The organism is Acinetobacter sp. WY4, assembly GCF_018438165.1.
GTDB lineage: Bacteria > Pseudomonadota > Gammaproteobacteria > Pseudomonadales > Moraxellaceae > Acinetobacter.
The window spans coordinates 2103781-2129024 of sequence record NZ_CP053947.1 but is presented as its reverse complement, the minus strand read 5'-3'; the positions used below and the strand labels follow the sequence as shown (position 1 = coordinate 2129024).

At 40.7% G+C, this 25244-nt stretch carries 20 protein-coding genes; 16 read left to right on the top strand and 4 right to left on the bottom strand.

The features are described from left to right. Positions 1–336: 336 nt before the first annotated feature. From G4D73_RS09955 to glmS, 8 genes are all read left to right on the top strand, one after another. Positions 337–1848: an aldehyde dehydrogenase family protein gene (locus tag G4D73_RS09955; protein ID WP_213686684.1), complete on the top strand. Its 1512-nt coding sequence runs from the start codon at positions 337–339 to the stop codon at positions 1846–1848. 399 nt (positions 1849–2247) lie between these two features. Continuing rightward, a complete protein-coding gene (ribBA, locus tag G4D73_RS09950; protein ID WP_005105068.1) occupies positions 2248–3363 on the top strand; it encodes a bifunctional 3,4-dihydroxy-2-butanone-4-phosphate synthase/GTP cyclohydrolase II in 1116 nt (371 codons plus the stop codon). 18 nt (positions 3364–3381) lie between these two features. Beyond that, positions 3382–3852: a 6,7-dimethyl-8-ribityllumazine synthase gene (gene ribE / locus G4D73_RS09945; RefSeq protein WP_004280926.1), complete on the top strand. Its 471-nt coding sequence runs from the start codon at positions 3382–3384 to the stop codon at positions 3850–3852. 4 nt (positions 3853–3856) lie between these two features. Next, positions 3857–4306, top strand: coding sequence for a transcription antitermination factor NusB (nusB, locus tag G4D73_RS09940; protein WP_004280924.1), 450 nt, complete (start codon positions 3857–3859; stop codon positions 4304–4306). Between the two features lie 17 nt (positions 4307–4323). Next, positions 4324–5241, top strand: coding sequence for a thiamine-phosphate kinase (gene thiL, locus G4D73_RS09935; protein ID WP_213686683.1), 918 nt, complete (start codon positions 4324–4326; stop codon positions 5239–5241). Then, a complete protein-coding gene (locus G4D73_RS09930) occupies positions 5219–5740 on the top strand; it encodes a phosphatidylglycerophosphatase A (protein WP_213686682.1) in 522 nt (173 codons plus the stop codon). The genes thiL and G4D73_RS09930 overlap by 23 nt, the downstream gene beginning before the upstream one ends. A gap of 20 nt (positions 5741–5760) precedes the next feature. Next, positions 5761–7125: a bifunctional UDP-N-acetylglucosamine diphosphorylase/glucosamine-1-phosphate N-acetyltransferase GlmU gene (gene glmU / locus G4D73_RS09925; protein ID WP_213686681.1), complete on the top strand. Its 1365-nt coding sequence runs from the start codon at positions 5761–5763 to the stop codon at positions 7123–7125. 11 nt (positions 7126–7136) lie between these two features. Continuing rightward, positions 7137–8975, top strand: coding sequence for a glutamine--fructose-6-phosphate transaminase (isomerizing) (glmS, locus tag G4D73_RS09920; protein WP_213686680.1), 1839 nt, complete (start codon positions 7137–7139; stop codon positions 8973–8975). A 341-nt stretch (positions 8976–9316) separates the two neighbouring features. Here glmS and G4D73_RS09915 read toward each other — a convergent pair whose 3' ends face one another. After that, positions 9317–10081, bottom strand: a complete 765-nt coding sequence (locus G4D73_RS09915; RefSeq protein WP_004645258.1) for an IS5 family transposase — start codon at positions 10079–10081, stop codon at positions 9317–9319. Positions 10082–10521: 440 nt separating this feature from the next. Here G4D73_RS09915 and G4D73_RS09910 point away from each other — a divergent pair, with 440 nt between their 5' ends. From G4D73_RS09910 to G4D73_RS09875, 8 genes are all read left to right on the top strand, one after another. Continuing rightward, positions 10522–10788, top strand: coding sequence for a DUF1778 domain-containing protein (locus G4D73_RS09910; RefSeq protein ID WP_010325590.1), 267 nt, complete (start codon positions 10522–10524; stop codon positions 10786–10788). Continuing rightward, positions 10778–11269 carry a GNAT family N-acetyltransferase gene (locus tag G4D73_RS09905; protein WP_071850529.1) on the top strand — a complete coding sequence of 164 codons (492 nt, stop codon included), beginning with the start codon at positions 10778–10780 and terminating at the stop codon, positions 11267–11269. The genes G4D73_RS09910 and G4D73_RS09905 overlap by 11 nt, the downstream gene beginning before the upstream one ends. Before the next feature lie 450 nt (positions 11270–11719). After that, positions 11720–12532 carry a TnsA endonuclease C-terminal domain-containing protein gene (locus tag G4D73_RS09900; protein WP_213686679.1) on the top strand — a complete coding sequence of 271 codons (813 nt, stop codon included), beginning with the start codon at positions 11720–11722 and terminating at the stop codon, positions 12530–12532. Then, the gene (locus G4D73_RS09895) at positions 12516–14624 is read left to right on the top strand and encodes a Mu transposase C-terminal domain-containing protein (protein ID WP_213686678.1); all 2109 of its coding nucleotides are present in this window, start codon (positions 12516–12518) and stop codon (positions 14622–14624) included. The genes G4D73_RS09900 and G4D73_RS09895 overlap by 17 nt, the downstream gene beginning before the upstream one ends. 16 nt (positions 14625–14640) lie before the next feature. Then, the gene (locus tag G4D73_RS09890) at positions 14641–16323 is read left to right on the top strand and encodes an AAA family ATPase (RefSeq protein WP_213686677.1); all 1683 of its coding nucleotides are present in this window, start codon (positions 14641–14643) and stop codon (positions 16321–16323) included. 2 nt (positions 16324–16325) lie between these two features. Continuing rightward, positions 16326–17864, top strand: coding sequence for a TnsD family Tn7-like transposition protein (locus G4D73_RS09885; RefSeq protein WP_213686676.1), 1539 nt, complete (start codon positions 16326–16328; stop codon positions 17862–17864). A gap of 2 nt (positions 17865–17866) precedes the next feature. After that, on the top strand, positions 17867–19474 hold the full coding sequence (locus G4D73_RS09880) for a Tn7-like element transposition protein TnsE (RefSeq protein ID WP_213686675.1): 1608 nt from the start codon (positions 17867–17869) through the stop codon (positions 19472–19474). A 377-nt stretch (positions 19475–19851) separates the two neighbouring features. Beyond that, positions 19852–21222: a phosphomannomutase CpsG gene (locus G4D73_RS09875; RefSeq protein ID WP_213686674.1), complete on the top strand. Its 1371-nt coding sequence runs from the start codon at positions 19852–19854 to the stop codon at positions 21220–21222. A gap of 61 nt (positions 21223–21283) precedes the next feature. Here G4D73_RS09875 and galE read toward each other — a convergent pair whose 3' ends face one another. The 3 genes from galE to G4D73_RS09860 are packed head-to-tail and all read right to left on the bottom strand — an operon-like array spanning position 21284 to position 25225. Beyond that, positions 21284–22303, bottom strand: a complete 1020-nt coding sequence (gene galE / locus G4D73_RS09870; protein WP_213686673.1) for a UDP-glucose 4-epimerase GalE — start codon at positions 22301–22303, stop codon at positions 21284–21286. Further along, a complete protein-coding gene (gene pgi, locus G4D73_RS09865; RefSeq protein WP_213686672.1) occupies positions 22296–23969 on the bottom strand; it encodes a glucose-6-phosphate isomerase in 1674 nt (557 codons plus the stop codon). Before pgi ends, galE begins: the two co-directional genes overlap by 8 nt. Beyond that, a complete protein-coding gene (locus G4D73_RS09860; RefSeq protein WP_213686671.1) occupies positions 23969–25225 on the bottom strand; it encodes a nucleotide sugar dehydrogenase in 1257 nt (418 codons plus the stop codon). Before G4D73_RS09860 ends, pgi begins: the two co-directional genes overlap by 1 nt. Between the last annotated feature and the right edge of the window lie 19 nt (positions 25226–25244).

The following is a 25244-nucleotide window of genomic DNA, read 5'->3' as shown; positions in this document are numbered from 1 at the left end:
AAAGGAGAAATGAAACTTGCCCTCATTTCTCCTGCTTGGCTTCTTTTAAATCCTTACTAGGTCAAAATGTAATCAAGCGCATTGAAAATATGCCAATCTTTCGATGTTTTATAAGTGCTATAAACCCTTGTTTTTAAATTTAAGAATTTAAAATTTATAACTTTTATTTTTCTGCCACTTGTCTCCAAATATTGTCTTTTGTAGCAAGCCTGTAAACAAACAACCGTCCGTCTTTTTCCCTCTTTATAGTAGAGCTGAATGCAGAAGCGCCTATATTTTTTGATCAGCAAAATGCGCTCAGCCTGCACCACTAACAATCATATAAAGGAATAGATTATGCGTTATGCAGATCCCAATACTGACGGTTCAAAAATTCAATTTAAAGGACAATACGATAATTTCATTGGCGGCGAATGGGTCGCTCCGGTCAAAGGTGAATACTTTGACAATATCTCTCCGGTAGATGGCAAAGTCTTTACCAAAGTACCGCGTTCTTCTGTAGAAGATATTGAGTTGGCGCTAGATGCAGCACACAAAGCCAAAGAGCAATGGAACCGGTCATCGCCGACCACCCGCTCCAATATTCTGTTGAAAATTGCAGATCGCTTAGAACAAAATCTGGAACTGCTGGCTGTGGCAGAAACCTGGGACAATGGCAAACCGATCCGTGAAACGCTGGCTGCCGATATTCCACTGGCCATTGACCATTTCCGTTATTTTGCCGGCTGTATCCGTGCGCAGGAAGGCGGCATTTCCGAAATTGATGAAGATACTATTGCTTATCATTTCCATGAGCCGCTTGGTGTAGTCGGACAAATCATTCCCTGGAACTTCCCGATTCTGATGGCTGCCTGGAAACTGGCACCTGCCCTGGCTGCGGGTAACTGTATTGTGTTAAAACCTGCGGAACAGACTCCGGTCAGTATTCTGGTGCTGGCTGAACTGATTCAGGACATTTTACCGCCGGGCGTGTTGAATATCGTCAATGGCTATGGGGTCGAAGTTGGCCGTCCACTGGCGACCAATCCACGTATTGCCAAGATTGCCTTTACCGGCTCAACCGCAGTAGGTCAGTTGATCATGCAATATGCGACTGAAAATATTATTCCGGTGACTCTGGAACTTGGCGGTAAATCACCGAATCTGTTCTTTGCTGACATCATGGATCAGGAAGACGATTATCTGGATAAAGCTCTGGAAGGCTTTGCCATGTTTGCCCTGAATCAGGGTGAAATCTGTACCTGCCCTTCCCGTGCCCTAGTGCAGGAAAGTATTGCCGATGAATTTCTGGCGCGTGCAGTAGAGCGGGTGCAACGCATTAAAACCGGGCATCCCCTGGATACTGATACCATGATTGGCGCGCAAGCCTCACAGGAACAGCAGGACAAGATTCTGGGCTGTATTGCTACTGGCCGTGAAGAAGGTGCACAGATCCTGACCGGTGGTGAAGCACGTCATGAAGTGGGTCAAGGTTTCTATATTGAACCGACCATATTTAAAGGCACCAACGATATGAAAACCTTCCAGGAAGAAATCTTCGGGCCTGTGCTGGCTGTGACCACCTTTAAAGACTTTGATGATGCGATCAAGATCGCCAATGATACGATTTACGGACTGGGTGCCGGTGTCTGGTCACGCTCAGCACACACCTCCTATCGTGCCGGTCGTGCCATTCAGGCTGGTCGGGTCTGGACCAACTGTTATCATATCTACCCTGCGCATGCAGCTTTCGGCGGTTATAAAAAATCAGGCATTGGACGTGAGAATCACAGAATGATGCTGGATCACTATCAGCAAACCAAAAACCTGTTGGTGAGCTATTCAACCAAACCGGCAGGTTTTTTCTAAACAACCTGATGATTAAAAGCGGGCTTCGGTCCGCTTTTAACCTGATATTTTTTAAAATTTTTAATACTGGGTAAAATTTTCCAGCATTTTGAGTCCAAAATTCCATTGAATGACTGACAATAAATAAAAATACTTTCTGAAAACACCTTAATGTCTGAGCTTATGTCGATTTCACCTAAGTTTCTCATTTTTTATACTTTTTAATTGCTCAAAAAACCTGCATAAAGCCCAGGCTTTCATTTAAAGTCGGCTTTTCATGTTTATCAAGACTGTGTATAACAATGAACCACTAGAGGGAAAGCAATAAGCATAGGCAAAATTGCGCAAAAAGCGTTAGACTATGTACCCAATAATGTCATGATTCGGTCTGATCAAGATCAAAAAAGAAGGTGAAGGTTGATGCCGCTCAATACTGTTGAAGAGCTTGTAGCAGATATCCGTGCAGGAAAAATGGTCATCCTGATGGATGATGAAGACCGTGAAAATGAAGGCGATTTGGTGATTGCTGCAACGCACGTACGTCCTGAAGACATCAACTTCATGATCACCCATGCACGTGGTCTGGTCTGCCTGACTTTAAGTAAAGAGCGTTGCCAGCAGTTGAATCTGCCTTTGATGGTAGATGCCAACGGCGCCCAGCATGGGACCAATTTCACCTTGTCGATTGAAGCGGCTGAAGGTATTTCTACCGGTATTTCTCCGGCTGAACGTGCACACACGATTCAAACTGCGGTGGCTGCTCATGCCAAACCAGCAGATATTGTACAGCCAGGACATATCTTCCCGCTGATGGCGCAACCAGGTGGTGTATTGCACCGTGCCGGGCACACCGAGGCAGGTTGTGACCTTTCCCGCTTAGCAGGACTGGAACCAGCATCAGTTATTTGTGAAATCATTAATGAAGATGGCACCATGGCGCGCCGTCCGGATCTGGAAGTCTTTGCTGAAAAGCATGGCCTGAAAATCGGCACGATTGCCGACCTGATTCATTACCGCATGACCAATGAACAAACGGTTGAGCGTATCGATCAGCAAAGTATTGATACTGAATACGGCAGCTTTGACCTGTACCGCTATCGTGAACTGGGTAACCCGGATATCCATCTGGCCCTGGTCAAAGGTGAGCCTAAAGAGGGCGTGACCACAGTGCGTGTACATGGTTTTAACCCGACCCGCGACTTGCTCAAACTGAAGAAACAGGATGGCGAGCCGGCCTGGAACCTGGATCGTGCCCTGAAAGAAATTTCCAATAGTGATCGTGGTGTCCTGGTCTGGATTGGCCAACGTCATTTACAGGACCTGGGTCCAGCATTAGATACCCTTAAAGCACCAAAAAATGTAAAATCAAATTCTGCACTGTCTCAGCAGTATCAGACCATTGGTGTGGGTGCACAAATTTTGCGTGATTTAGGCGTTGAAAAAATGAAGCTACTTAGCTCTCCATTGCGCTTCAATGCACTATCAGGCTTTAACTTAGAAGTGGTGGAATACATCACCGCACAACAAACATCTTAAGAAATCATCGAGGTTGTTATGGCAGTTCGCCGTATTGAAGGTATGTTACATCTCGCGAACGAAGACCGTTATGCGATTTTAGTTGGTCGTTTTAACAGCTTTGTGGTTGAACATCTGTTAGAAGGTGCCATTGATACATTGAAACGTCATGGTGTATCAGAGGATAATATTACTGTTGTTCATGCACCTGGTGCCTGGGAACTTCCTGTAGTTGCGAAAAAACTGGCAGCTTCAGATCGTTTCGATGCCATCATCGCGCTTGGCGCCGTGATTCGTGGTAGCACGCCTCACTTCGATTTCGTTGCAGGCGAATGTGCCAAAGGTTTAGGCGTGGTTGGCCTGGACACTGGCTTACCTGTCATTAACGGTGTACTCACTACGGACAGTATTGAACAAGCGATTGAACGCTCTGGAACAAAAGCAGGCAATAAAGGTAGCGAAGCTGCCCTGACTGCGATTGAAATGGTTAACTTGTTAAAGGCTATTTAACGCTATGTCGCAAACACTTCAAGCAACTTATGCAGCAAAACGTAAAGCACGTCGCTTTGCTGTACAAGGAATTTATGAATGGCAAATGAGCCACAATCCGGTGCATGAGATTGAAGCACGTACGCGTGTGGAAAATGCCATGCACAAAGTGGATCTGAGCTATTATCATGAATTGTTGACTCAAGTGGTTGCCAATCATGAAGCATTGGATGCGCTCTTAATCCCGGTACTCGATCGCGAACTTTCTGCACTTGACGGTGTTGAACTTGCGACCCTTCGTCTTGGTGCATATGAACTTAAAGAACATCTTGAGATTCCATATCGCGTCGTTCTAGATGAAGCGATCGAGTTGGCTAAACATTTTGGCGGTGCCGATAGCCATAAATACATCAATGGTGTATTGGATCGTTTAGCGACAACTTTGCGTGCAGCAGAAAAACAGCAATCTAACTAATAGCGTAGATTTGTTGTATGGCTGAATTTTCGATTATCGACACCTATTTCAATCGCAAGAATGCCAATTCTGTCGATCTAGGCGTCGGTGACGATTCAGCCTTGCTCACCCCCCCTTCACAGCAACAACTGGTCATCTGTGCCGACACCCTGGTTGCTGGACGCCATTTTCCAATGAATACCGATCCGCATGCGATTGGCTGGAAAGCTGTGGCTGTCAATTTATCTGATATTGCCGCGATGGGCGCAACCCCGCACAGTATTTTACTCGCATTGAGCCTACCCCAAATTGATCATGACTGGCTAAAAGCTTTTAGTCAGGGTTTATATGATTGTTGCGATCAATTTGGTGTGAGCTTAATCGGTGGTGATACCACTCAAAGTCCTCATTTAACCCTGTCTATCACAGCATTGGGCTGGGTGGATATTGGTCAAGCCATTCCACGCTCAGGTGCGAAACCCGGTGATCTGATCTGTGTCAGTGGAACTGTCGGTGATGCAGCTTTTGCACTCCAGCATCTTGGCCATCCACTGCAAAAACGTCTGGACTATCCAACGCCACGTTGTCAGCTCGGTGCTGCCCTAAAAAGACTGACCAATAGCATGATTGACGTCTCGGATGGTTTGGCCCAAGATCTTGGACATATTCTCAAAGCCTCTCAAGTCGGTGCAAAGCTGCAACTCGAAAACCTGCCGATCAGTCCTGCCCTGCATGCCTTAAGTGATGAACAAAAATGGCAATATGCCCTCGCTGGTGGCGATGATTACGAATTATGCTTTACAATAAGCCCGCAAAATTACGAAAAATTATTGCAAAAACAACTTGATGTTTCGATTAGTATAATCGGCACAATTCAGCAGCAACACGGCTTAACTTTTGAAAAAGATGGCGTAGATCATTCACTTCAATTTAATGGGTATCAACATTTTGCATAAACCTGCGATTAATTTTAAAGCCATGTCATGGATCGACCGACTGATTGTCTTTAGTGGGGTTGGTTTTGGTTCCGGTCTGGCACCTAAAGCACCTGGTACCTTTGGTTCGGCTTTTGCACTTTTATTTATCCCTATTTGGCTGCATCTTGGTTTTCTAAACAGTGTTTTTGCCATTGCCATTATGTCTCTGATTGGCATATATATCTGCGGGCATACTGCCAAAGTCATGGGCGTCCATGATGATGGACGCATTGTCTGGGATGAATTTGCCGGACAATCCATCACATTTTTGCCCCTGATCTACTTAGGTCAGATGAACTGGTTATGGTTGCTGGTCGGTTTTGCCTTGTTCAGATTATTTGATATCTGGAAACCTTGGCCGATCCGGGTGGTGGACCGACAGGTCGACGGTGGCTTTGGCATCATGCTGGATGACATTATTGCCGGCCTTTGGGCGGCTCTTTGTATTTTGCTTTATTTTTACTTCACCGTGGCATAAGCCATATTTAGGATTAGAACATGTCAACGACTGTTATTATTCTTGCTGCAGGTAAAGGAACGCGCATGCGCTCTAGCTTACCGAAAGTATTACAACCGCTTGCAGCACGTCCTTTACTGGGTCATGTCATTGAAACGGCAAAAAAATTAAACGCAGATAATATTATTACGATTTATGGTCATGGTGGTGACCGGGTTCAGACAGCATTTGCACAACAAGATATTAAATGGGTAGAACAGGCTGAACAGCTCGGTACCGGCCATGCGGTGCAAATGACCTTGCCTGTCCTGCCTCACGACGGCGTATCGCTGATTCTTTCCGGTGATGTACCCTGCATTAATCCTGTGACCTTGCAAAAATTACTCGATGCCACCGTAGAAACTGGCATTGGTCTGGTGACGCTTACCCTGCCAGATGCTAATGGTTATGGCCGTATTGTGCGTAAACAGGGTCAGATCCAAGCCATTGTTGAGCACAAGGATGCTTCCGAAGAGCAGCGTCAGATCAAGGAAATCAATACCGGTATTTATGCCGTCAGCAATGCTAAATTACATGAATGGCTGCCAAATTTAAGCAATGACAATGCGCAGGGTGAATATTACCTGACCGATATTGTCGCGATGGCTTTGGCAGATGGTATGCAAGTTGCATCGGTAGAACCTGAGCAGGCTTTTGAAGTTGAAGGGGTAAATGACCGTGTGCAGTTGGCTGCTTTAGAGCGTCAGTTCCAGGCTTATCAAGCAAAACAGCTGATGCAGCAAGGCGTACATTTGATTGATCCAAGCCGCTTTGACCTGCGTGGCAATTTAACTGTCGGTCAGGATGTCCGCATTGATATCAACGTGATTATCGAAGGTGATTGCGAGCTGGGCGACAACGTTGAAATTGGCGCCGGCTGTATTATCAAGAATACCAAGATTGCAGCTGGCACCAAGGTTCAGCCATATAGCATTTTTGATAGCGCCGTCGTTGGGGAAGATACCCAAATTGGACCTTTTGCACGACTGCGTCCAGGTGCACAACTGGCCAACGAAGTGCATATCGGCAACTTTGTTGAAGTCAAAAATACTACGATTGGTCTAGGCTCTAAAGCCAACCATTTTACCTATCTGGGTGATGCTGAAATCGGTGCCGGTTCTAATATCGGTGCAGGAACCATTACCTGTAACTATGATGGTGCGAACAAATTTAAAACGATTATTGGTGATCAGGCCTTCATTGGCTCGAACAGTTCATTGGTTGCACCTGTGAGAATTGGCAACGGTGCCACAGTGGGTGCAGGCTCAACGATTACCCGTGATGTGGAAGACAACAGTTTGGCAGTAGAGCGCTCTAAGCAATTTGCCAAAGAAAACTATCCACGTCCGCAAAAAATCAAGAAATAAGGGGAACAAATATGTGTGGTATCGTTGGTGGCATTGCAGAACGTAGCATTACCAATATTTTGATTGAAGGCTTAAAACGCCTGGAATACCGTGGTTATGATTCAGCAGGTTTGGCACTCATTAACAACAGCCAAGTCCTACGTGAACGCCGTGTCGGTAAGGTTGCAAACCTTGAACAGGCTGTGAATGAATCCCAGATTAGCGGTTCACTCGGCATTGCGCATACACGCTGGGCCACCCATGGCAAACCGACTGAAGAAAATGCCCATCCGCATATTTCTGAAAATGTAGCAGTGGTCCATAACGGGATTATCGAAAACTATCAGGAACTCAAAGATGATCTTGAAGCTTTAGGCTATGTGTTTACCTCACAGACTGATACTGAAGTGGTTGCCCATCTGATCAATGATGCGCTGAAATCTACCCCGAGCCTGTTAGAAGCTGTACGCCAGGTGGTTCCGCAACTGAAAGGTGCCTATGCACTGGGTATCGTACATACTGACCACCCTGATGAACTGATTACCGTACGTGAAGGTTCTCCGCTCGTCATTGGTGTCGGTATTGGTGAAAACTTTATCAGTTCTGACCAGTTGGCTCTGCTCCCGATTACCAACCGTTTTATTTATCTTGAAGAAGGCGATATTGCCCGTTTGACCCGTACCACGATTGAAGTCTTTGTCGATGGTCAACTTGTCGATCGTCCGGTCAAGGAACTGGATGCTGCCGTCAGCAATGCTTCTAAAGGTGAATACAAGCACTACATGCTCAAAGAAATTTATGAGCAGCCTGAAGCGATCAAACAGACCATTTCCCAAGCTTTAAATGGCAATGACCTGCGTGAAGATTTTCTTGCCAGTGCGGAACAAGACTTTGCAAAAATCCAGCAAATCCAGATTATTGCCTGCGGTACCAGCTATCATGCCGGCATGATTGCCAAATACTGGTTTGAACAGCTGATTGACCTGCCTTGCCAGGTCGAGATTGCCAGCGAGTTCCGTTATCGCACTCCGGTGATTGTGAACAACACGCTATATGTATGTATTTCCCAGTCCGGTGAAACTGCCGATACCTTGGCTGCCTTACGTGATACACAGAAACGTGCAACTGCCAAAGGCCTCGACATTAGCACGATGACGATCTGTAACGTGGCAACCTCTTCGATGGTACGTGAAACAGATTACAGCCTGCTGACTTTAGCTGGTCCTGAAATTGGCGTGGCTTCCACCAAAGCCTTTACCACCCAGCTTGCAGCCTTGATGCTGTTGGTACTGAAAATCGGTTCTGTAAAAAATACTATTTCTACAGAAAAAATGACGGAAATTACCACAGGACTTTGGCATATGCCTAAAGTCATGCTGGATACCTTGCGTCATGATGATGAGCTTCTACGCCTTTCTGAACTGTTTGTTGAAAAGCAGCACTGCCTGTTCTTGGGCCGTGGTACGCATTTCCCGATCGCTCTGGAAGGCGCACTCAAGCTGAAAGAAATCTCCTATATTCATGCGGAAGGTTATGCTGCAGGCGAACTAAAACACGGGCCATTGGCACTGGTTGACAATGACATGCCGGTAGTGATTCTGGCACCACAGGATGACATGCTGGACAAGCTCAAATCCAATATGGAAGAAGTTCAGGCGCGTGGTGGCGAGCTATTTGTGTTTGCTGATGAGCACAGCGGTATTAAAGCCAAAGAACGCCAGCATGTGGTACATATTCCGGCAGTCAATGCAATGCTGGCACCGATTGTCTACAGTATTCCTGTACAGCTGCTGTCCTATCATGTTGCAGTTCTACGTGGTACGGATGTCGATCAGCCACGCAACCTGGCAAAATCGGTCACTGTAGAATAATTAAAATTGAATCGAGGCTGGTGTTGTTTTTGAGTAATAAAGTTAAATACTAGGTAATAAATAATCATACTTAGTAATAAAGTTTCATACGAATTTTTCAAAATAAAGAAAATATATTCATTATTTTCAGTATTTTGTAATTTTGGTATGAAACTTTTTTTATTTTGATAGAATTAAATTTAGACTAGCCCTGCCTATAGTATGATACTTTAATAAATACAATATAATTTTGGAACCAATAAAAACAAATACTTATGCACAACAAAGGATGAAACTTTATTACTCTCATATAATAATAAAATAAGATAATAAAAAATTTGAATTTAGGGTCTGTTGACATTTCAAGTATAGAATTTACCCGATAAAGGTAGCCAAATAAATATACAAGCTAATGCAACTGCCCCCTCATAGCTACACTTTAGCTTATCATATCGTGTTGCTATTCCTCTGAACTGCTTTAACCTACAAAATGCATTCTCAACTAAGTGTCTGATTTTATATAAATACCAATCCATATGATCATTATTTGACTGAGTATTTGATTTTCTTGGAATATTCGCTTTAGTTTTTTTCGCAGATATTTGTTCTCTTAATGATTCAGAGTCATATCCTTTGTCTGCACAACATACTTCCGTTTCACTCAAATCAAGTTTTTCAATCATTTTGGGAGCAATCTTGACATCATGTATCGTTCCATCGGAGATAATAATTTCGATTGGATTGCCATCCGCATCAACAGCTAAGTGTATTTTAGAACTATTTCCACCAATGCTTTTAGAAATATCCTGATCTTTTATTCCAGCAGAATGTTGGTGTGCCCGAACATGACTACCATCAATAAAAACCCATTCCATATCAGCACTTGAAGAAATTAATTTAAATATTTTCATTAACTTATCATTTTTACACCAACGATTATATTTTTTAAAGATTGAGTTATACGAACCAAATTCTTTAGGCAAATCACGCCATGGGCAGCCTGTTCTTATTCTATAAAGTATTGCTTCGACAAAATTTCTCAAATTAGATTTGAAATAGATATCAAAATTTCGGAAAATAGAAAGTAACTTAGACCAGTGTTGATCATTCAGCATTGTACGAGGCATAGCGAGAAGTAAATTTAGTTTGGCGATTAAATTTTACTTTCTCGCTATTTTTTTGAACAGTAAATGTCAACAGACCCTAATGTTTGTATTTTTATAATTAAGTTTGTATCAAATGGGAACACATCATACGCTACTTGCTCAAAGAACAGTCAACCAAAGCAAAAAGGCATGCCATCAATTAAGCCAGATCATGATTTAGGCAAGGTAGATTGATGACAGCGAAGTTTTGAGCCGGTTTGTCATAGCGTGTGAATACCTTGCGTATTCTTATGCAAACCTACTACCTATTCTTATTCACCCCCCTCATTTTGGTTCATATTAAACCACTGATTTTCTATTCAAATATTTTCAAAACAAAATATGCAAATTTGAATCTTAAACCACCACCTTAATCTGCTATAATTTGTACATCATACTGATGTACAAATTGGTGGAAAAATATGACTAACTTAGCAACAGAACGAATAAATGTTCGTTCAACTGTAGATGCAAAGAATGTAATTGAGCAAGCTGCGAATTTATTGGGTCTTAGTGTGAGTTCCTTTATGATCCAGTCCTCATTTGAACGAGCAAAAGAATTACTTAAATCTAATCACGAGTTAAAAGTAAATAATGCTGATCGTGATATGTTAATGAATTTGCTTGAAAATCCACGCCCTGCAAATGATGAGATGAAAAAATTAATGAGTTTATTGGATGAAAATTGAGGTTTTACAAGCCCATCATCAGAAAAAATCATTTAATTGTGGGCAAGATGATTTAAACAAGTTCATCAAACAATACGCATCTCAGCATCAGAAATCAGGAACAAGTAAAACCTATGTTGCTATTGATGATGATACACAGCAGGTGCGAGGATTTTATTGCCTATCAAGTACCTCTATTGGATTTGATGGGGTTGATGCGGTTCTCACTCAACGATTACCTCGTTATCCACTCCCTTGTGTAGTTATAGGTCGCTTTGCCGTTGATCAAACTGCCCAAGGGCGAGGAATAGGAAAAGTGCTTTTAGCACATGCGCTTAAACAAGTTTCAAAAGTTGCTCAAATTATTGGTGTAAATTTTATTGTAATACATGCCAAGGATCAAAAAGCGATGGAATTTTATCAGCGTTTTGGCTTTATTTCATTAACATCAAATCCATTAACATTAATATATCCAGTGAGTGAAATACCTAATTTTAATTAAATGGCCTACTAGCAACAGGAGTGACTAGTAGTAGATTACGAACAAGAATAGGTGACGGACTTATTCAGCAATTTGCAATTTATGAAGACTAATGAGGAAAAGTCAGTTTTTCTCAAGCTGATTGATAAAAAACCCTAGGAAAATTAATATTTTGGCTACCAAACAATTCAATAGTAGCTCATTTTATTCTAGAGTTTTCACTGGAATTTAAAATCATACTTTCAAAAGTAAAGAATGAAACTTTATTTTTTTAAATTTTTCACAATAAGATGAAACATTTTAAAATTAACCAGAATAAATATAATTAAATTATAAATATCAATAATTTGAAATAAAAAATATAAAACAAAATATAAATTTCTGGAAAAAAGTAATAAAGATACATACCATATTGAATAATAAACAACCTAATGATATGCTCAAAAATATACTAAGGCAGGTTAAAAAAATATGTTAACCAAAGAGCAACAACTAAAATGGATAAAAGAAGGACGTGGTCAAGGCTTTCTAAGTAAATACAAACCCTTCTTGACAGTTAAGGATAATAAATCCCTAAACAACCGCTCAAGTCGAGTATATGGCTATAAAACAGGTCGAACTCATCACTTGTTTTCAGATTTAGAACTCGCTGTTTTTTTGATTTTAGATAGAAATATTTTTATCAAAGATATTCGAGAACAAATGCCACTGAATTTAAAAGAAACTGAGGATTTGGCGCGTACTTTTTCCCTTTATCATCCAATGAAAAATGGTATTGCACAAACACTAGTTTCTACATTTTTTATTGTCAGTGAAGCTACTAATGCTCCCCCTGTTTATGTCATCAGAGCTATTTCTCATACTGAATTAGAAAATTTAAATATTCTTGAAAGTCTCGAGTTAGAAAGACGCTATTGGCAAAAAGAAAATATCCCTTGGTATCTTGTTACAGAAAAAGATATCCCTCTGACGGTCGTTGATAATATTAAATGGTTATATCCTGCAAATTACTCAGAAAGTAAAAATCACACTCCAGATAAAATCAACTTCTATTATCAGCAATTTATAAGAAATTCTCATCTGAGTCTAATTGAACTATCAAAATATATTGATATTCAATATTCATTAGAACCAGGAGAATCACTATTAGAAATCCGCGAGCTCATTGCTCAGAGGTACTTCGTATTTGATATCAACATTAGTTATAGAAAAATCACATGTGGCAATATAAAACTCAGTGAACAAGATTCATGGGAGGTCATCTGCAATGCTTCGAATCAATGATGTTTATGAGCTTGATGAGAAAAAGTATCGCATCCTCAAAGTATATACAGATCATATAATTTGGATAGAACTTGAAAATCAAAAAGCTTTACCTGAATTGTATACAAGATCTACACTCATCGAGGCAATTGAATCGGGCAACATAAAAATTACTACAGATCCTTTTGAAGACATGTCTTTGATGGTATTAGAAGAAAACTCTGTCTATCAAATCAAACGTGACAAGAATTTAGCTATTATAAAACCTATAATTGAACATGAAAAATTTTATGATTCAAACATACGTGCATCTTTGATTAATGAAATTGTAAATCAAAAGATTACCACTAAACAGACTATATATCGCTTACTTCGCCAGTATTGGCAAAGAGGAATGACCCCCAATGCCTTAATCCCTCAGTATTACAATTCTGGAGGAAAAGGTGTTAAAAAGGCTGTAAATAATAAAAAATTAGGTCGCCCTCGTATTATTTCTGAAGGGACAGGTGCTCTTATTGATGAAGATACTGAAAGACTATTTAGGAGAGTCATCAATCAGTACATGCTCAATGAAAACAAGCATACTCTACCCTACACATATCGTAAGTTTCTTAGTATATATCAAAGCCTATATCCCGACATTATTGAAACTGAAGTCCCATCAATCTGGCAATTAAAATACTTTTATGATCGTGAATATAGTCCTATTCTAAAAATAAAATCACGAACTAGTAAAATTGAATATTTAAAAGACAAAAGAGTTTTATATTCAACAGTTAATACACATGTTCTCGGACCAGGATCTCGTTACCAAGTAGATGCTACGATAGCTGACATCTATCTTGTTTCTGACTCAGATAGAGGCTGCATTATTGGACGTCCAACCATTTACTTTATGATGGATGAATTTAGCCGTATGGTTACTGGCATGTACGTGGGATTAGAAAATCCATCTTATGTTACGAGTATGCTAGTTCTTCGTATGGCGATGTCTGATAAGGTCGATTATTGTAAAAAATTTGATCATGAGATTACTTTTAATGATTGGCCATGTATTGGATTACCTGAGGCAATCTTGGCAGATAGAGCCGAATTACTTGGACATCAAATTGAGAATCTCGAAAAAAACTTTGCCATCCGAATAGAAAACACACCTGCCTATCGTGGTGATTTAAAGTCAATTGTAGAGCGCTATTTCCGCACTATCCAGGCTGAATTTAAACCTTATGCACCTGGTGTAGTCCAAGCAATCAAAGAAAAGAAACGTGGTGGTAAAGACTACCGACTAGATGCAACACTCACTGTTAAGGAATTTACCCAGATCATTTTAAATTCTGTTCTCATTTACAACAACACACATGAACTTTCTTCTTATGATCGCGACATTGATATGCCAACAGATTTACCCTGCATTCCTATTCATTTATGGAATTGGGGCATACAGAATCGAACAGGTAAGTTACGCTCAGCATCAGAAAAAGCGATTTATATTGCACTACTTCCCCGCACAGATGGCACCCTCTCTGAGCTAGGATTAAAGGTTTTCGGAGTCTTTTATAATTGTAAAGAACTCATTGAACGCGGCTTGCTCCACAGGAAAAGTGCTTCAAGACAAAGGCCAAAATTTAAAGTTGCTTACGATCCAGCGAACGCTGAAAAAGTTTATATATTTCATTCTGAAGATCATTCAGATTATTGGGAAGCACAACTTTCAAATCGTTCTAGAGAATTTAGAGGTTGTAGTTTTTGGGAGGTCTGGCAAGTTCAACTTGAGCAAAAAATAACACGATCTCGCTACAAAATAAATGCAAATCTTGCACGTGCTGATTTAGAACAACGCAATGAAGATATCATTGAAAAAGCAATTTCCTCAAGACCTTCTACTCAAAAAAGTAATGCTCAACGTCTTTCATCGATACGGAATAACCGTAATCAGGCAATAACTGAAGAAAGGGAGGATTTAAAGAAATCTAACCAAATCCAAAGCTCAAAAAATGCGAAGGTTACAGACAATATTATTCCAATCTCAGGAATTAAAAAAGCAGAAGACGAAGAATCCACCTTACTTATTCCAACCTATTACGAATCATTATTTGATGAAGATGATAATTAAAACGAGGTAAATAAAAATGAAAGTTAATGCAGTTTATCATCCAAGTTTTGGGCAGTATCAAGGAAATCCTCTTATAGAAGCATTACCACCTGTACGTGAATTTTCAGAGGTGAAAAATGCACTAAAAAGTACAATTACTATTAACCCATCAGAAAAACATGAATCAGGTGTAGTTAGAGGTCACCTTATTGCTCAGTTGATGAATAATTTTTTTCAACCGATTGCACGGCATATTCAACTGGAACAAAAACTCTCCATTATGCTTCGTGAAGGTTACGTGGGGCGTAATCTTGCAAATGGCTCTCTTAATTCACATCTACAAAATGGTTATGAGCGAATGATGACTGGTGATGTAAATGCCATTCGCTTTGAAGCAGCTAAGTCCACTGCACGAAGTATGTGTTTTATTGGCTGTTCAGGAAGTGGCAAAACTACTACATTAAATCGAATTCTCGCTACTTATCCTCAGGTCATTTTTCATGAAAAGTATAATTTTACGCAAATTGTTTATTTAAAAATTGATTGCCCACATGATGGCTCTTTAAAAAGTTTGTGCCTACATTTTTTCAGAGCAATCGATCAAGCACTAGGGTCTGATTATGAAAGAAAATATGCATTAAAAAGACATGGTATTGAAACATTACTCAACTTAATGCGCCAGATTGCCAATTTACATGCAATTGGATTGCTTATTATTGATGAAATTCAGCATCTAAGTGTGAACAAGTCTGGAGGTGCAGATAAAATGCTGAATTTCTTTGTCACTTTGGTTAATGTGGTTGGCTTACCAGTCGTGATGGTTGGCACACCAAAAGCTCGATTTATTTTTGAAGATGATTTGAGATCTGCTCGACGAGGGGTGGGATTAGGCTCAATTCTGTGGGAACAGATTAAAAATGAAGAAAACTTTATTCACCCACAGACAAAAAAAATCATTAAATCAGAATGGGTCGGATTTACTGAAGCACTTTGGAAGTATCAATGGCTCAAAAAAGCAGATCTTATCATAAGTGAAGAAATCAGGAACTGCTGGTATGATCTCAGCCAAGGCATTCCAGATATTGTGGTTAAATTATTTGTATTAGCCCAAATGAGAGCAATTGAGTCAGGGCTGGAACGTATCACGGTCAAATTACTGAAACAGACATATGAACAAGATTTAATCCCAATTCATCCAATGATTAAAGCGCTACGCTCAGGTGATGCCGAACAAATTTCACAATTTTCCGATCTAATTATTCCCGAAGTTGATAAAAAGCTACTCCTCTTACAAGTAAAGCTAGAGCAAAAAAAAGAGTTCATGGAAGATATTGATATCTATGATGGACATCAAGAATCTATTCATTTGCATCGCCTACTGATTGAGCTAGGATACGAATCAAATTTATTAGCACCTCTAGTTAAAAAAGTATTCCGAGAGAATCCTAAATTTGACATGAAATCAGTAATGCCGATTATCCTAAGCTGGCTGCATGAGCAAAATGAGGAGTCCTCTTTACCTTCTAGTGCAAATAAACCACAAGATACACAAAAGATAAGAAAACAGAGAATTCAACCCAAATTATGGCACTCTCTTGATAATGATGATTTACGTTTTCAGTTCAGTCAGAAAGAAAATAAACAAAGCTTTTATGAACATCTAAAAAACCAGACTGATTATGTCATCAATATGGAAACTTTAATAAAAGAGGCAGGATAAATATGCTAAATTTTCCGGTTCCTTATGCTAATGAGTTAATCTATAGTTCAGTTGCTAGAGCTGGAATACGATTAGCAATTAATAGCCCAAAACAACTTTTAGATGAGATTTTCCAAGATCGCGAAGTTGTAGCAACAATAGATTTGCCCGCACATTTATCAAAAATTTTAAAGCTTTTACCTGAAACACAATTTGATGCAGAAAAACTGATTTATCAGCATACTCTTTTTCCTCTTTATGCCCCATTTGTTCCAGAAGAGCGAAGACAAGAATGCATGCTATGGATGCTGAATAAATCAAATGGTTCAGTACACTTAGCCCTAGGAATTAATGCATCGTACATAGCAACTCCCACATATTTGCAATATTGCCCGGGATGTATAAATGAACAGCTTAAACAATATAAAGAATACTATTGGTCCAGACTTTGGCAAGTCCAAGGTGTTACCTGCTGTCAAAAACATGGTGAACTTATACAAACGAATATAGAGTTTAGATCACCACACAAACATGAATTTATTGCAGCTGATATTAAAAACTGCCCGATTGTCACTCAGTCAGCAGCCAAATTAGATGATCTGTTCATATGTAAAAAAGTAGATGAGGTTTTACAGCTTTGTCCAAAACAGTCTGCAAGTTTTGAGCAATGGAGTCTTTTTTATAAGAAACTTGCCCATCAAAATAATTGTGTCCGAGGAAACTCTCATATTTTATATGAATCCATTTATGAAAAAATTTCGACCCGCTGGTCTAAACAGTTTTTAAAACAATATCATTTGGACAATTTCAGTTCTGAAAATAGTTGGCTACGTAGTATTTTCCGAAAACATCGTAAATGTTTTAGCTATCTTCAACATTTAATTGTAATTGAAGCTATGAATGCCGGTAGAGAGTGGTCATTTAATGAGATATTAGTAATTGTTAATTCTTTACAACCAGTCATTAAACCACAATCTATAAAATTACAATCCTCGGATATAACAGAATCTCAAAATACAATTATATTAGAAAAACGAAAAAAATGGCTTGAGGCAATCAATCAAGACAGCATCAATGCATCAAGAAAACAAAATAGTGCTCTATATGCATGGCTCTATCGCAATGATCAAGAATGGCTACTTGAAACAAACAGTCATTATCAGCAACCTCACATACCTACAGGAAATAAAATTGATTGGGGTACACGTGATCTTGAAACCGTTAAACTATTAATCAAGATTAAACAACAACTTATAGAAAACTTGGATTTACCTAGAAAATCGAGAAACTGGTGGATCAAGCAACTTAGGAATCCAGCTACTATTGAAAAAAATTTAGATAATTTGCCATTAACTAAACAGTTTTTAGATCAATATAATGAGGACATTAGCTGCTTTCAGATTAGGCGACTAACCCGAGTATTACTGCAATCATATTCAGCAAATGAACAACTTCAACGCTGGATCATTTTACGAAAATCGGGTTTAAGTGAAGAAAGAATAACAACTGAAGCAAATAATTTTTTAACGAACGTTATTAAACTTATTCATTGGGAGAATTAATTTTGGTTATTAGGGGTTTTCCGTTAAACGCTAGAATTTCATATATTGGGGCAATTTTTAAGAATAAACAAGAGAGAGATTGGAATATTAATCTCGGATTAGAGCATGAAAAACAAAGAGTTTTTAAACATACTCGATTCTCAAGCATGCACTTGGTGGCACAACGGAGATGCTTAAACTCCTCAGTTCAATTGAAAGATGAAAATTATTTAACACTAAAATTTAAAATTAGCGATCTCACTGAATGGCAGGTCAGCAATAATATTGCGACAAAACAATTTCAACTCACACAGAAATTAACTGACCTTGATCAAAAATTTAAAAATACAATTGTACATTTGCCACAATTGGAACTTGCTAGAGCATTATTTTTTCATAATGCTTATTTTGCGAGAAATGCACTTTCACAAAATTTTTTAAGTCTGGAATTTGATGTTCAAAGAGTTTCAGAAAACCATGTACTGATTACAGAACTATCCCCGAGTAGTTTCCCCTTATCTCAATATAATCATCCTGGCATGCGTAACTTACTCGCTTGGATTTTAACCAATCCTGAAATCAGAAGAAGCTATGAAAGTATTGCTGCTTATTGTTTTAATGAAAAAATACAAGGCAAAAATAAAGAATGGTGGTATTTCAATTTTGATCCCCCTTCTTTAGCAAATGTAGAAATAACTGTTAAAGCCTATTATTCTAAAAAATTGGATCAAATTTATATCAATGAAATTGTAGAGATTAAAGGGTTAGAATCGAACTTACCAAAGAAGATTGATTTTTCTAGTCCGCGATTTAATCAAAATAAAAGCACGTCGTCTACAGGAAAATCTGGCACTTACTCAAACCTACAAGAGCCCGAATCTCCAGAAATTGATGATAGTCAAGAAGCTAATAGTGATCGTAAAATCCTTACTTTGCATAGCTCTCCTGTATTGCTCAGCTTTTCCGATCCAGTTCTCACTCGTAAAATTTATAATAAAAAAAGAGCCAAGAACACATCCTTGCCTTCGCAGGAAGAGGAAATCCAAGACTATGATGCTGTAGGGACCGATGAAGCGACTAGAGTTGGAACAATTGGTCGTGGTGAATTTGAGGGTTTAGAAGATGAGAGTAATAATTTAGATTTGCTTATGGATCGTTTTGAAGCCTTCAGATTCATGATAGAAAGGTTTATTGAGCAAAATAATATTAAGACAACAACCTCAAAGCTCTATAAACTTCCTAGATTGCAGCGATCTAAACTCCACATGACTTTGGATGGAAACAAGCGCTCTCTAATGATTTATAGGTTAGATAAGCTATTCGATCACAATTTCATAATCTTTGAAATAGATGTCACAGATAATGTGAAAAAACTTTCAACACTAGTTCTCTGCTTAAATCATATGAAAAAGTTTGATGAGACATCAATTGAAACAATGATGAAAAAAATTATGCAGCGTTCACTAAGATGGCCAACATTAAAATATTTTGCAGACTATGGTTTGGCAAAAACCTTACATCATCCTAAAAATCTAAATGAACTTAATGAATCAAGTCATGAGTTTAAACTATGGGTTGAACGATTCGATAAAATGATTAAAGAATTACTTCATCAATCAGAAAAGAATTAAAAAACTGTAGATAAGGATATTGTAAAGTGCAACTAGATATGTAAAGAAGTATTCTGTTTATGCCGATGGGGCTTATGACACAATACAACACCGTCAAATAATTTCAGATCGATAAGCATATGCAATCATTCCACAAAGAAAGAATGCGAAAATTTGAAAAATGCAATGAATTATATAAATACCTCCAAGTTGTAACTTAAATTTAGATAATTTAGAGAGGCTCTGTCTTTTGAATCTTTGTACAACAAAGTCATCCTCAAGCAACAGGATTTATCTAGGACTGAATATAGACGGAAAAAGTGGGGTTTAGCGGATGCTTACTCTATGTTTAAATACCTTAAAGTTCAGCATTATTTTCAGGAATCTCGAGAAATCACATGACCAAACTGACGTGCTTTAAAGCCTATGATATTCGCGGAAAACTGGGTAGCGAACTCAATGAAGATATCGCCTACAAAATTGGTCGTGCCTATGGACAAATTTACCAACCAAAAACTATCGTTGTTGGTTGTGATGTTCGCCTCACTAGTGAAGATTTAAAACAAGCTACAATCCGTGGTTTAAATGATGCTGGTGTGAATGTTTTAGATTTAGGCATGACAGGGACAGAAGAAGTGTATTTCGGTGCCTTCCACCTGGATGTCCAAGGTGGTATTGAAGTCACTGCCAGCCATAACCCGATGGACTATAACGGCATGAAACTGGTGCGAGAAAATGCCCGTCCGATCAGTGCTGACACTGGTCTTAAAGAGATTCAGGCTTTAGCAGAATCAGGCGAATTTAAAGACGTTACCGTTAAAGGCACCACAGAAAAATATAATATTTTGCCTGAATTTGTTGATCACCTGATGACCTATATCGATCCGGGAAAAATACGCCCTATGAAACTGGTGGTGAATGCCGGAAATGGTGCTGCCGGTCATGTCATTGATGCCATCGAAGAAAAATTTAAAACCTTGCAGATTCCGGTAGAGTTTATCAAGATTCACCACGAAGCGGATGGTACATTCCCAAATGGTATTCCGAATCCAATTCTGGTTGAAAACCGTGACAGCACCCGTGAGGCAGTCATTCAGCATGGTGCGGATATGGGGATTGCCTGGGATGGCGACTTTGACCGCTGTTTCCTGTTCGATGAAAAAGGCCAGTTCATTGAGGGCTATTATATTGTCGGTCTGCTGGCACAGGCCTTCTTGCTAAAACAATCTGGCGAAAAGATCGTACATGACCCGCGTCTAGTCTGGAATACGCTGGATATCGTGGAACAATACCAAGGGATCACGGTGCAGTCCAAGTCAGGCCATGCCTTTATTAAAGATGTGATGCGTGAGCACAATGCTGTTTACGGTGGTGAAATGAGTGCACACCATTATTTCCGTGACTTTGCTTACTGTGACAGCGGAATGATTCCATGGTTACTAGCGATGTCTGTTTTATCTGAGACACAAAAACCCTTATCAGCTCTCGTTGAAGAGATGATTGCCAAATTTCCATGTTCGGGTGAAATCAACTTCAAAGTAGCCGATACTCAAACCACCATCCAGAAAATCTTTGACTACTTTGCAGACCAAAATCCGGCTATTGACCAGACAGACGGGGTTAGCCTGGACTTCGGTGCATGGCGTGTGAATGTACGTGCATCCAATACAGAGCCTTTATTGCGCCTGAATATTGAAACACGTACAGACCAAAATCCAAAACCGATGCAAGCTTATGTAGATGAACTGATTCAATTAATTCAGGGTTAATATTGCATATAGAAAAGAGCCGGAAGGCTCTTTTTTTATACTTGATATTTATATACAGAAATTAGTCGCGATAGCCCTGCGGATTCTGCTTCTGCCAGTTCCAGCTGTCTGCCAGCATATCTTCCAGATCATATTGTGGCTGCCAGCCCAGTTCTTTTACTGCACGGGTATTATCGGCAAAAGACGTCGCCACATCGCCTTCACGACGCAGAGCGATTTCAAATGGAATCTGCACCTCGTTGACCTGCTCAAAGGTATTTTTGATTTGCAAGACTGAACAGCCTTGTCCCGTACCAATGTTCCAGGCACGGCAACCTTGTGCTCGCAAACGGTTAGTCAATGCACACAAATGCGCATTGGCCAGATCCACCACATGAATATAATCCCGTACGCCTGTCCCATCTACCGTATCGTAATCATCCCCAAAAATAGACAGCTTTTCACGACGACCCACAGCCACCTGGGTCACATACGGCATCAGGTTATTGGGAATCCCTTGCGGGTCTTCACCAATCTGGCCACTTTTATGCGCACCAACCGGATTAAAATAACGCAACAAGGCAATTGACCAGCGATCATCGGATGCCGATAGCTTTTGTAATAGCTGCTCTACAATCAGCTTGGTATAACCATAGTTATTGCTCGGCATACCGGTCGGCATATCTTCATTTAAAGGCGAGATATTGGCTTCATCATAGACTGTAGCCGAGGAACTGAAGACCAGACGGAATACACCAGCGCGCTGCATGGCCTGTACCAGGCTGATAGAACCTGAAATATTATTTTCAAAATACGTCAGCGGAATTTGCTGGCTTTCTCCTACGGCTTTTAGACCAGCAAAATGGATCACGGCATCAATTCGATAGGTACTAAAAATCTGATTCAAAATATTTTGATCTAGAATATCACCCTGAATAAAATCCAAAGATTTCGAAGCCAAAGCCTGCACACGATTCAGAGATTCTTTAGAACTATTAGAAAGATTATCTAATACCACGACTTCATGTCCGGCATTTAATAATTCCAGACAGGTATGTGAGCCGATATAACCTGCACCACCGGTTACCAGTACTTTAGCCACGCTGTTTCCCCATTAATATTGCAATTAAACCTTGTGTCGAGGCATCCAGCGCGGATACATCCGCCTGCTCACCATTTAAAATCGGCAAGAGCCGATTGGCAATTTCCTTGCCTTTTTCGACGCCCCACTGGTCAAAAGGATTGATATTCCACAGCACTGACTGCACAAACACTTTATGTTCATACATGGCGATCAGCATCCCCAGACTATAAGGATTGAGCTCTTGCATTAAAATAGTTGAACTCGGCTGGTTCCCTGCATACTGCTTATAGGCAGGTAGATTAGCCAATTCACTGGCATCCAGCGCCTGATTACCAAAGGCCAACAGCCTTGACTGCGCCAGACAGTTAGATAGAGCCAAATGATGCTGTTCAATCAGTGCATCGGCATTATCGGCATAGGTAAACTGGTTCGCATTATAACGCTGTACCGGCGCAATAAAATCACTGCTGACCGACTGGGTGCCCTGATGCAATAACTGATAGAAGGCGTGCTGGGCATTCGGTCCGACTTCTCCCCAGATAATCGGGCAGGTATCCCACTCTACTTTCTCGCTATTACGCTGAATGGATTTACCATTGGATTCCATTTCCAGCTGTTGCAAATAAGAAGCAAAATATTTTAACCGGCCATCATAAGGCAATACGGCATGGGTTTGTATATCCAGGAAGTTGTTGTTCCAGACCCCTAACAGTCCCATCAACACCGGAATATTCTGTTCAAATGGGGCAGTCTGAAAATGCTCATCTACCGCATAGGCACCTGCTAAAAAGTGCTGAAAACCCTGTACTCCGATAGTCAATGCAATCGGTAAGCCAATACAGGACCAGAGTGAATAACGGCCTCCGACCCAGTCCCAGAGCAGGAACTGGTTTTCCGGCGCAATCCCCCAAGCGGTCATCTTCTCCGGCTTGGTCGAGACGCCAATAAAATGATGCTGGATCGTGCATAGGTCTTGACCCAAGGCTTTTTCCAACCACAGACGTACCGTTTGTGCATTAGAGAGGGTGTCAATGGTACCGAAAGATTTGGAGGAGATAATAAATAGCGTGGTTTCAGGGCGCAGCTTATGCAGCAGATCAGACAGCTGACTGCCATCCATGGTCGACACAAAATGTACATTCAGGGGACGCTGAGTCGGCTGTTTAAAGTCAGACAGCGCTTGACTGACCATCAGCGGCCCTAAATCCGAACCACCTACCCCGATATTGACCACGTCCTGAATGACTTCACCAGTGGCACCGCGGTACTGTCCAGCATGGATTTTTTCCACCAGAGTAAACATGCGTTGTAGCTGGGTATGCACCTCTGCAGCCAGCTCAGGATGCTGTTCATTCTGTTCTGGCAAACGTAAGGCCCAGTGCATCGCAGCACGCTGCTCGGTATAATTAACCTGTTCTTGGGAAAACAGACGTTTGATCCACTGTTTCAGGTCTTGTGCCTGTGCCAGTTGCACCAGAGCCTGCAGCACCTCCTGATCTATGCGGTGCTTGCTAAAATCAAAGGTCACAGGCTCCAGATTGACAGAAAAATGCTGAAAACGTTGAGGATCTTGCTGAAACAGCTCTTGCAGATGCTTATGTTCAAATTGCTGTTTTAAATTATTTAATCGGCTTAAAACAGTCTCTGTATCTTCGAGCGGATAAGGTTGCTGAATCGTACTCATTAACGCCCCACTCCTTTATAGGCAAAGCCCTGTGCTTTCATATAGTCCGGATTATAGATATTACGTCCATCCAGGATCAGTGGGTGCTGCATCTGATTCAGCAGGCGGCGGTAATTGGGACTCCAGTATTGTTTCCAGGCAGTGAGTACACATAAGGCATGTGCTCCATCTACAGCCTCGTATTGATCTGTGCAATACACCAGATCATCACGTTGTCCATAGACTTTTTCAATTTCCGCCAGGGCTTGCGGATCATGCAACTTGACTGTGACGCCTTGCGCCCAGAGCGCAGTCAACATGGCATGAATCGGCGACTGCTGGATGCGTGAAGTATTTTCCTTAAAGGATGCGCCCCAGATCGCCACAGTTTTTCCGGCCAGATCACCATGGTAATAATTCCACAGCTTGCGAAATAGCAGCTCTTTTTGCTGCTCATTAATTTCCCAGACCTGAGCCATTAGCTGGCTTTTCGCGCCGGTGCCTGACACAGTACTGGCCAGGATCTGAATATCATGCGAAAAGTTTTCGCCGCCGAACCCAGCCCCCGGATACAGATAAGATGAACCAATCCGGCTATCTGCTGCCAGCCCCTGGCGTACATGCTCAATATCAATACCAAGCTTTTCAGCCACCAGAGCCAGATCATTAATATAGCTGATACGCGTGGCCAGCATGCCGGACACACTCAGTTTGGTAAATTCGGCATCCAGAACCGGCATAAACAGGTATTGCTGTTCACGCGGGAATAACGACCTGAGCAGTTCCTTCAAAAGCGTTTTCGCCGTTTCATTGCTATAGCCGACAATGAGCTGGCTGGCTTCGGTCAGGCTGCGTAAGGCATTACCTTCCTGAATCACATCTGGCAAATAGATCCAGTAATCTTCTGAAAGAATTTGCTGGAATTTTTCGGTACCGTGCAGGCCTAAGGTAGAAGCATTTATCATCAGTTTTGGATGAATAATTGGACGCTGCTTGAGCTCACGCAGGATTTCCAGACCCTGACTTTCTTCAGTCGGACTTAAGCTAAACAGATAGACATCAATATCTAAAGGAATCGCCTCAAACTTGCAGTATTGTAAAAAGCCCTTGGCATGCTGCTTGTTCAGTAACTGCTGTACGGCTTCATCCTGTGCATAGACTTGCTCGGAAGAGGGTTTTTTCAGCAAATCACACCAGTAGACCTGATGACCACATTCTGCCAGTAAGGCTGCCATGACACCGGCATATAGAGTCTGACCAAATACTGCAATGTTCATAAGGATCCTTGTTATTGTT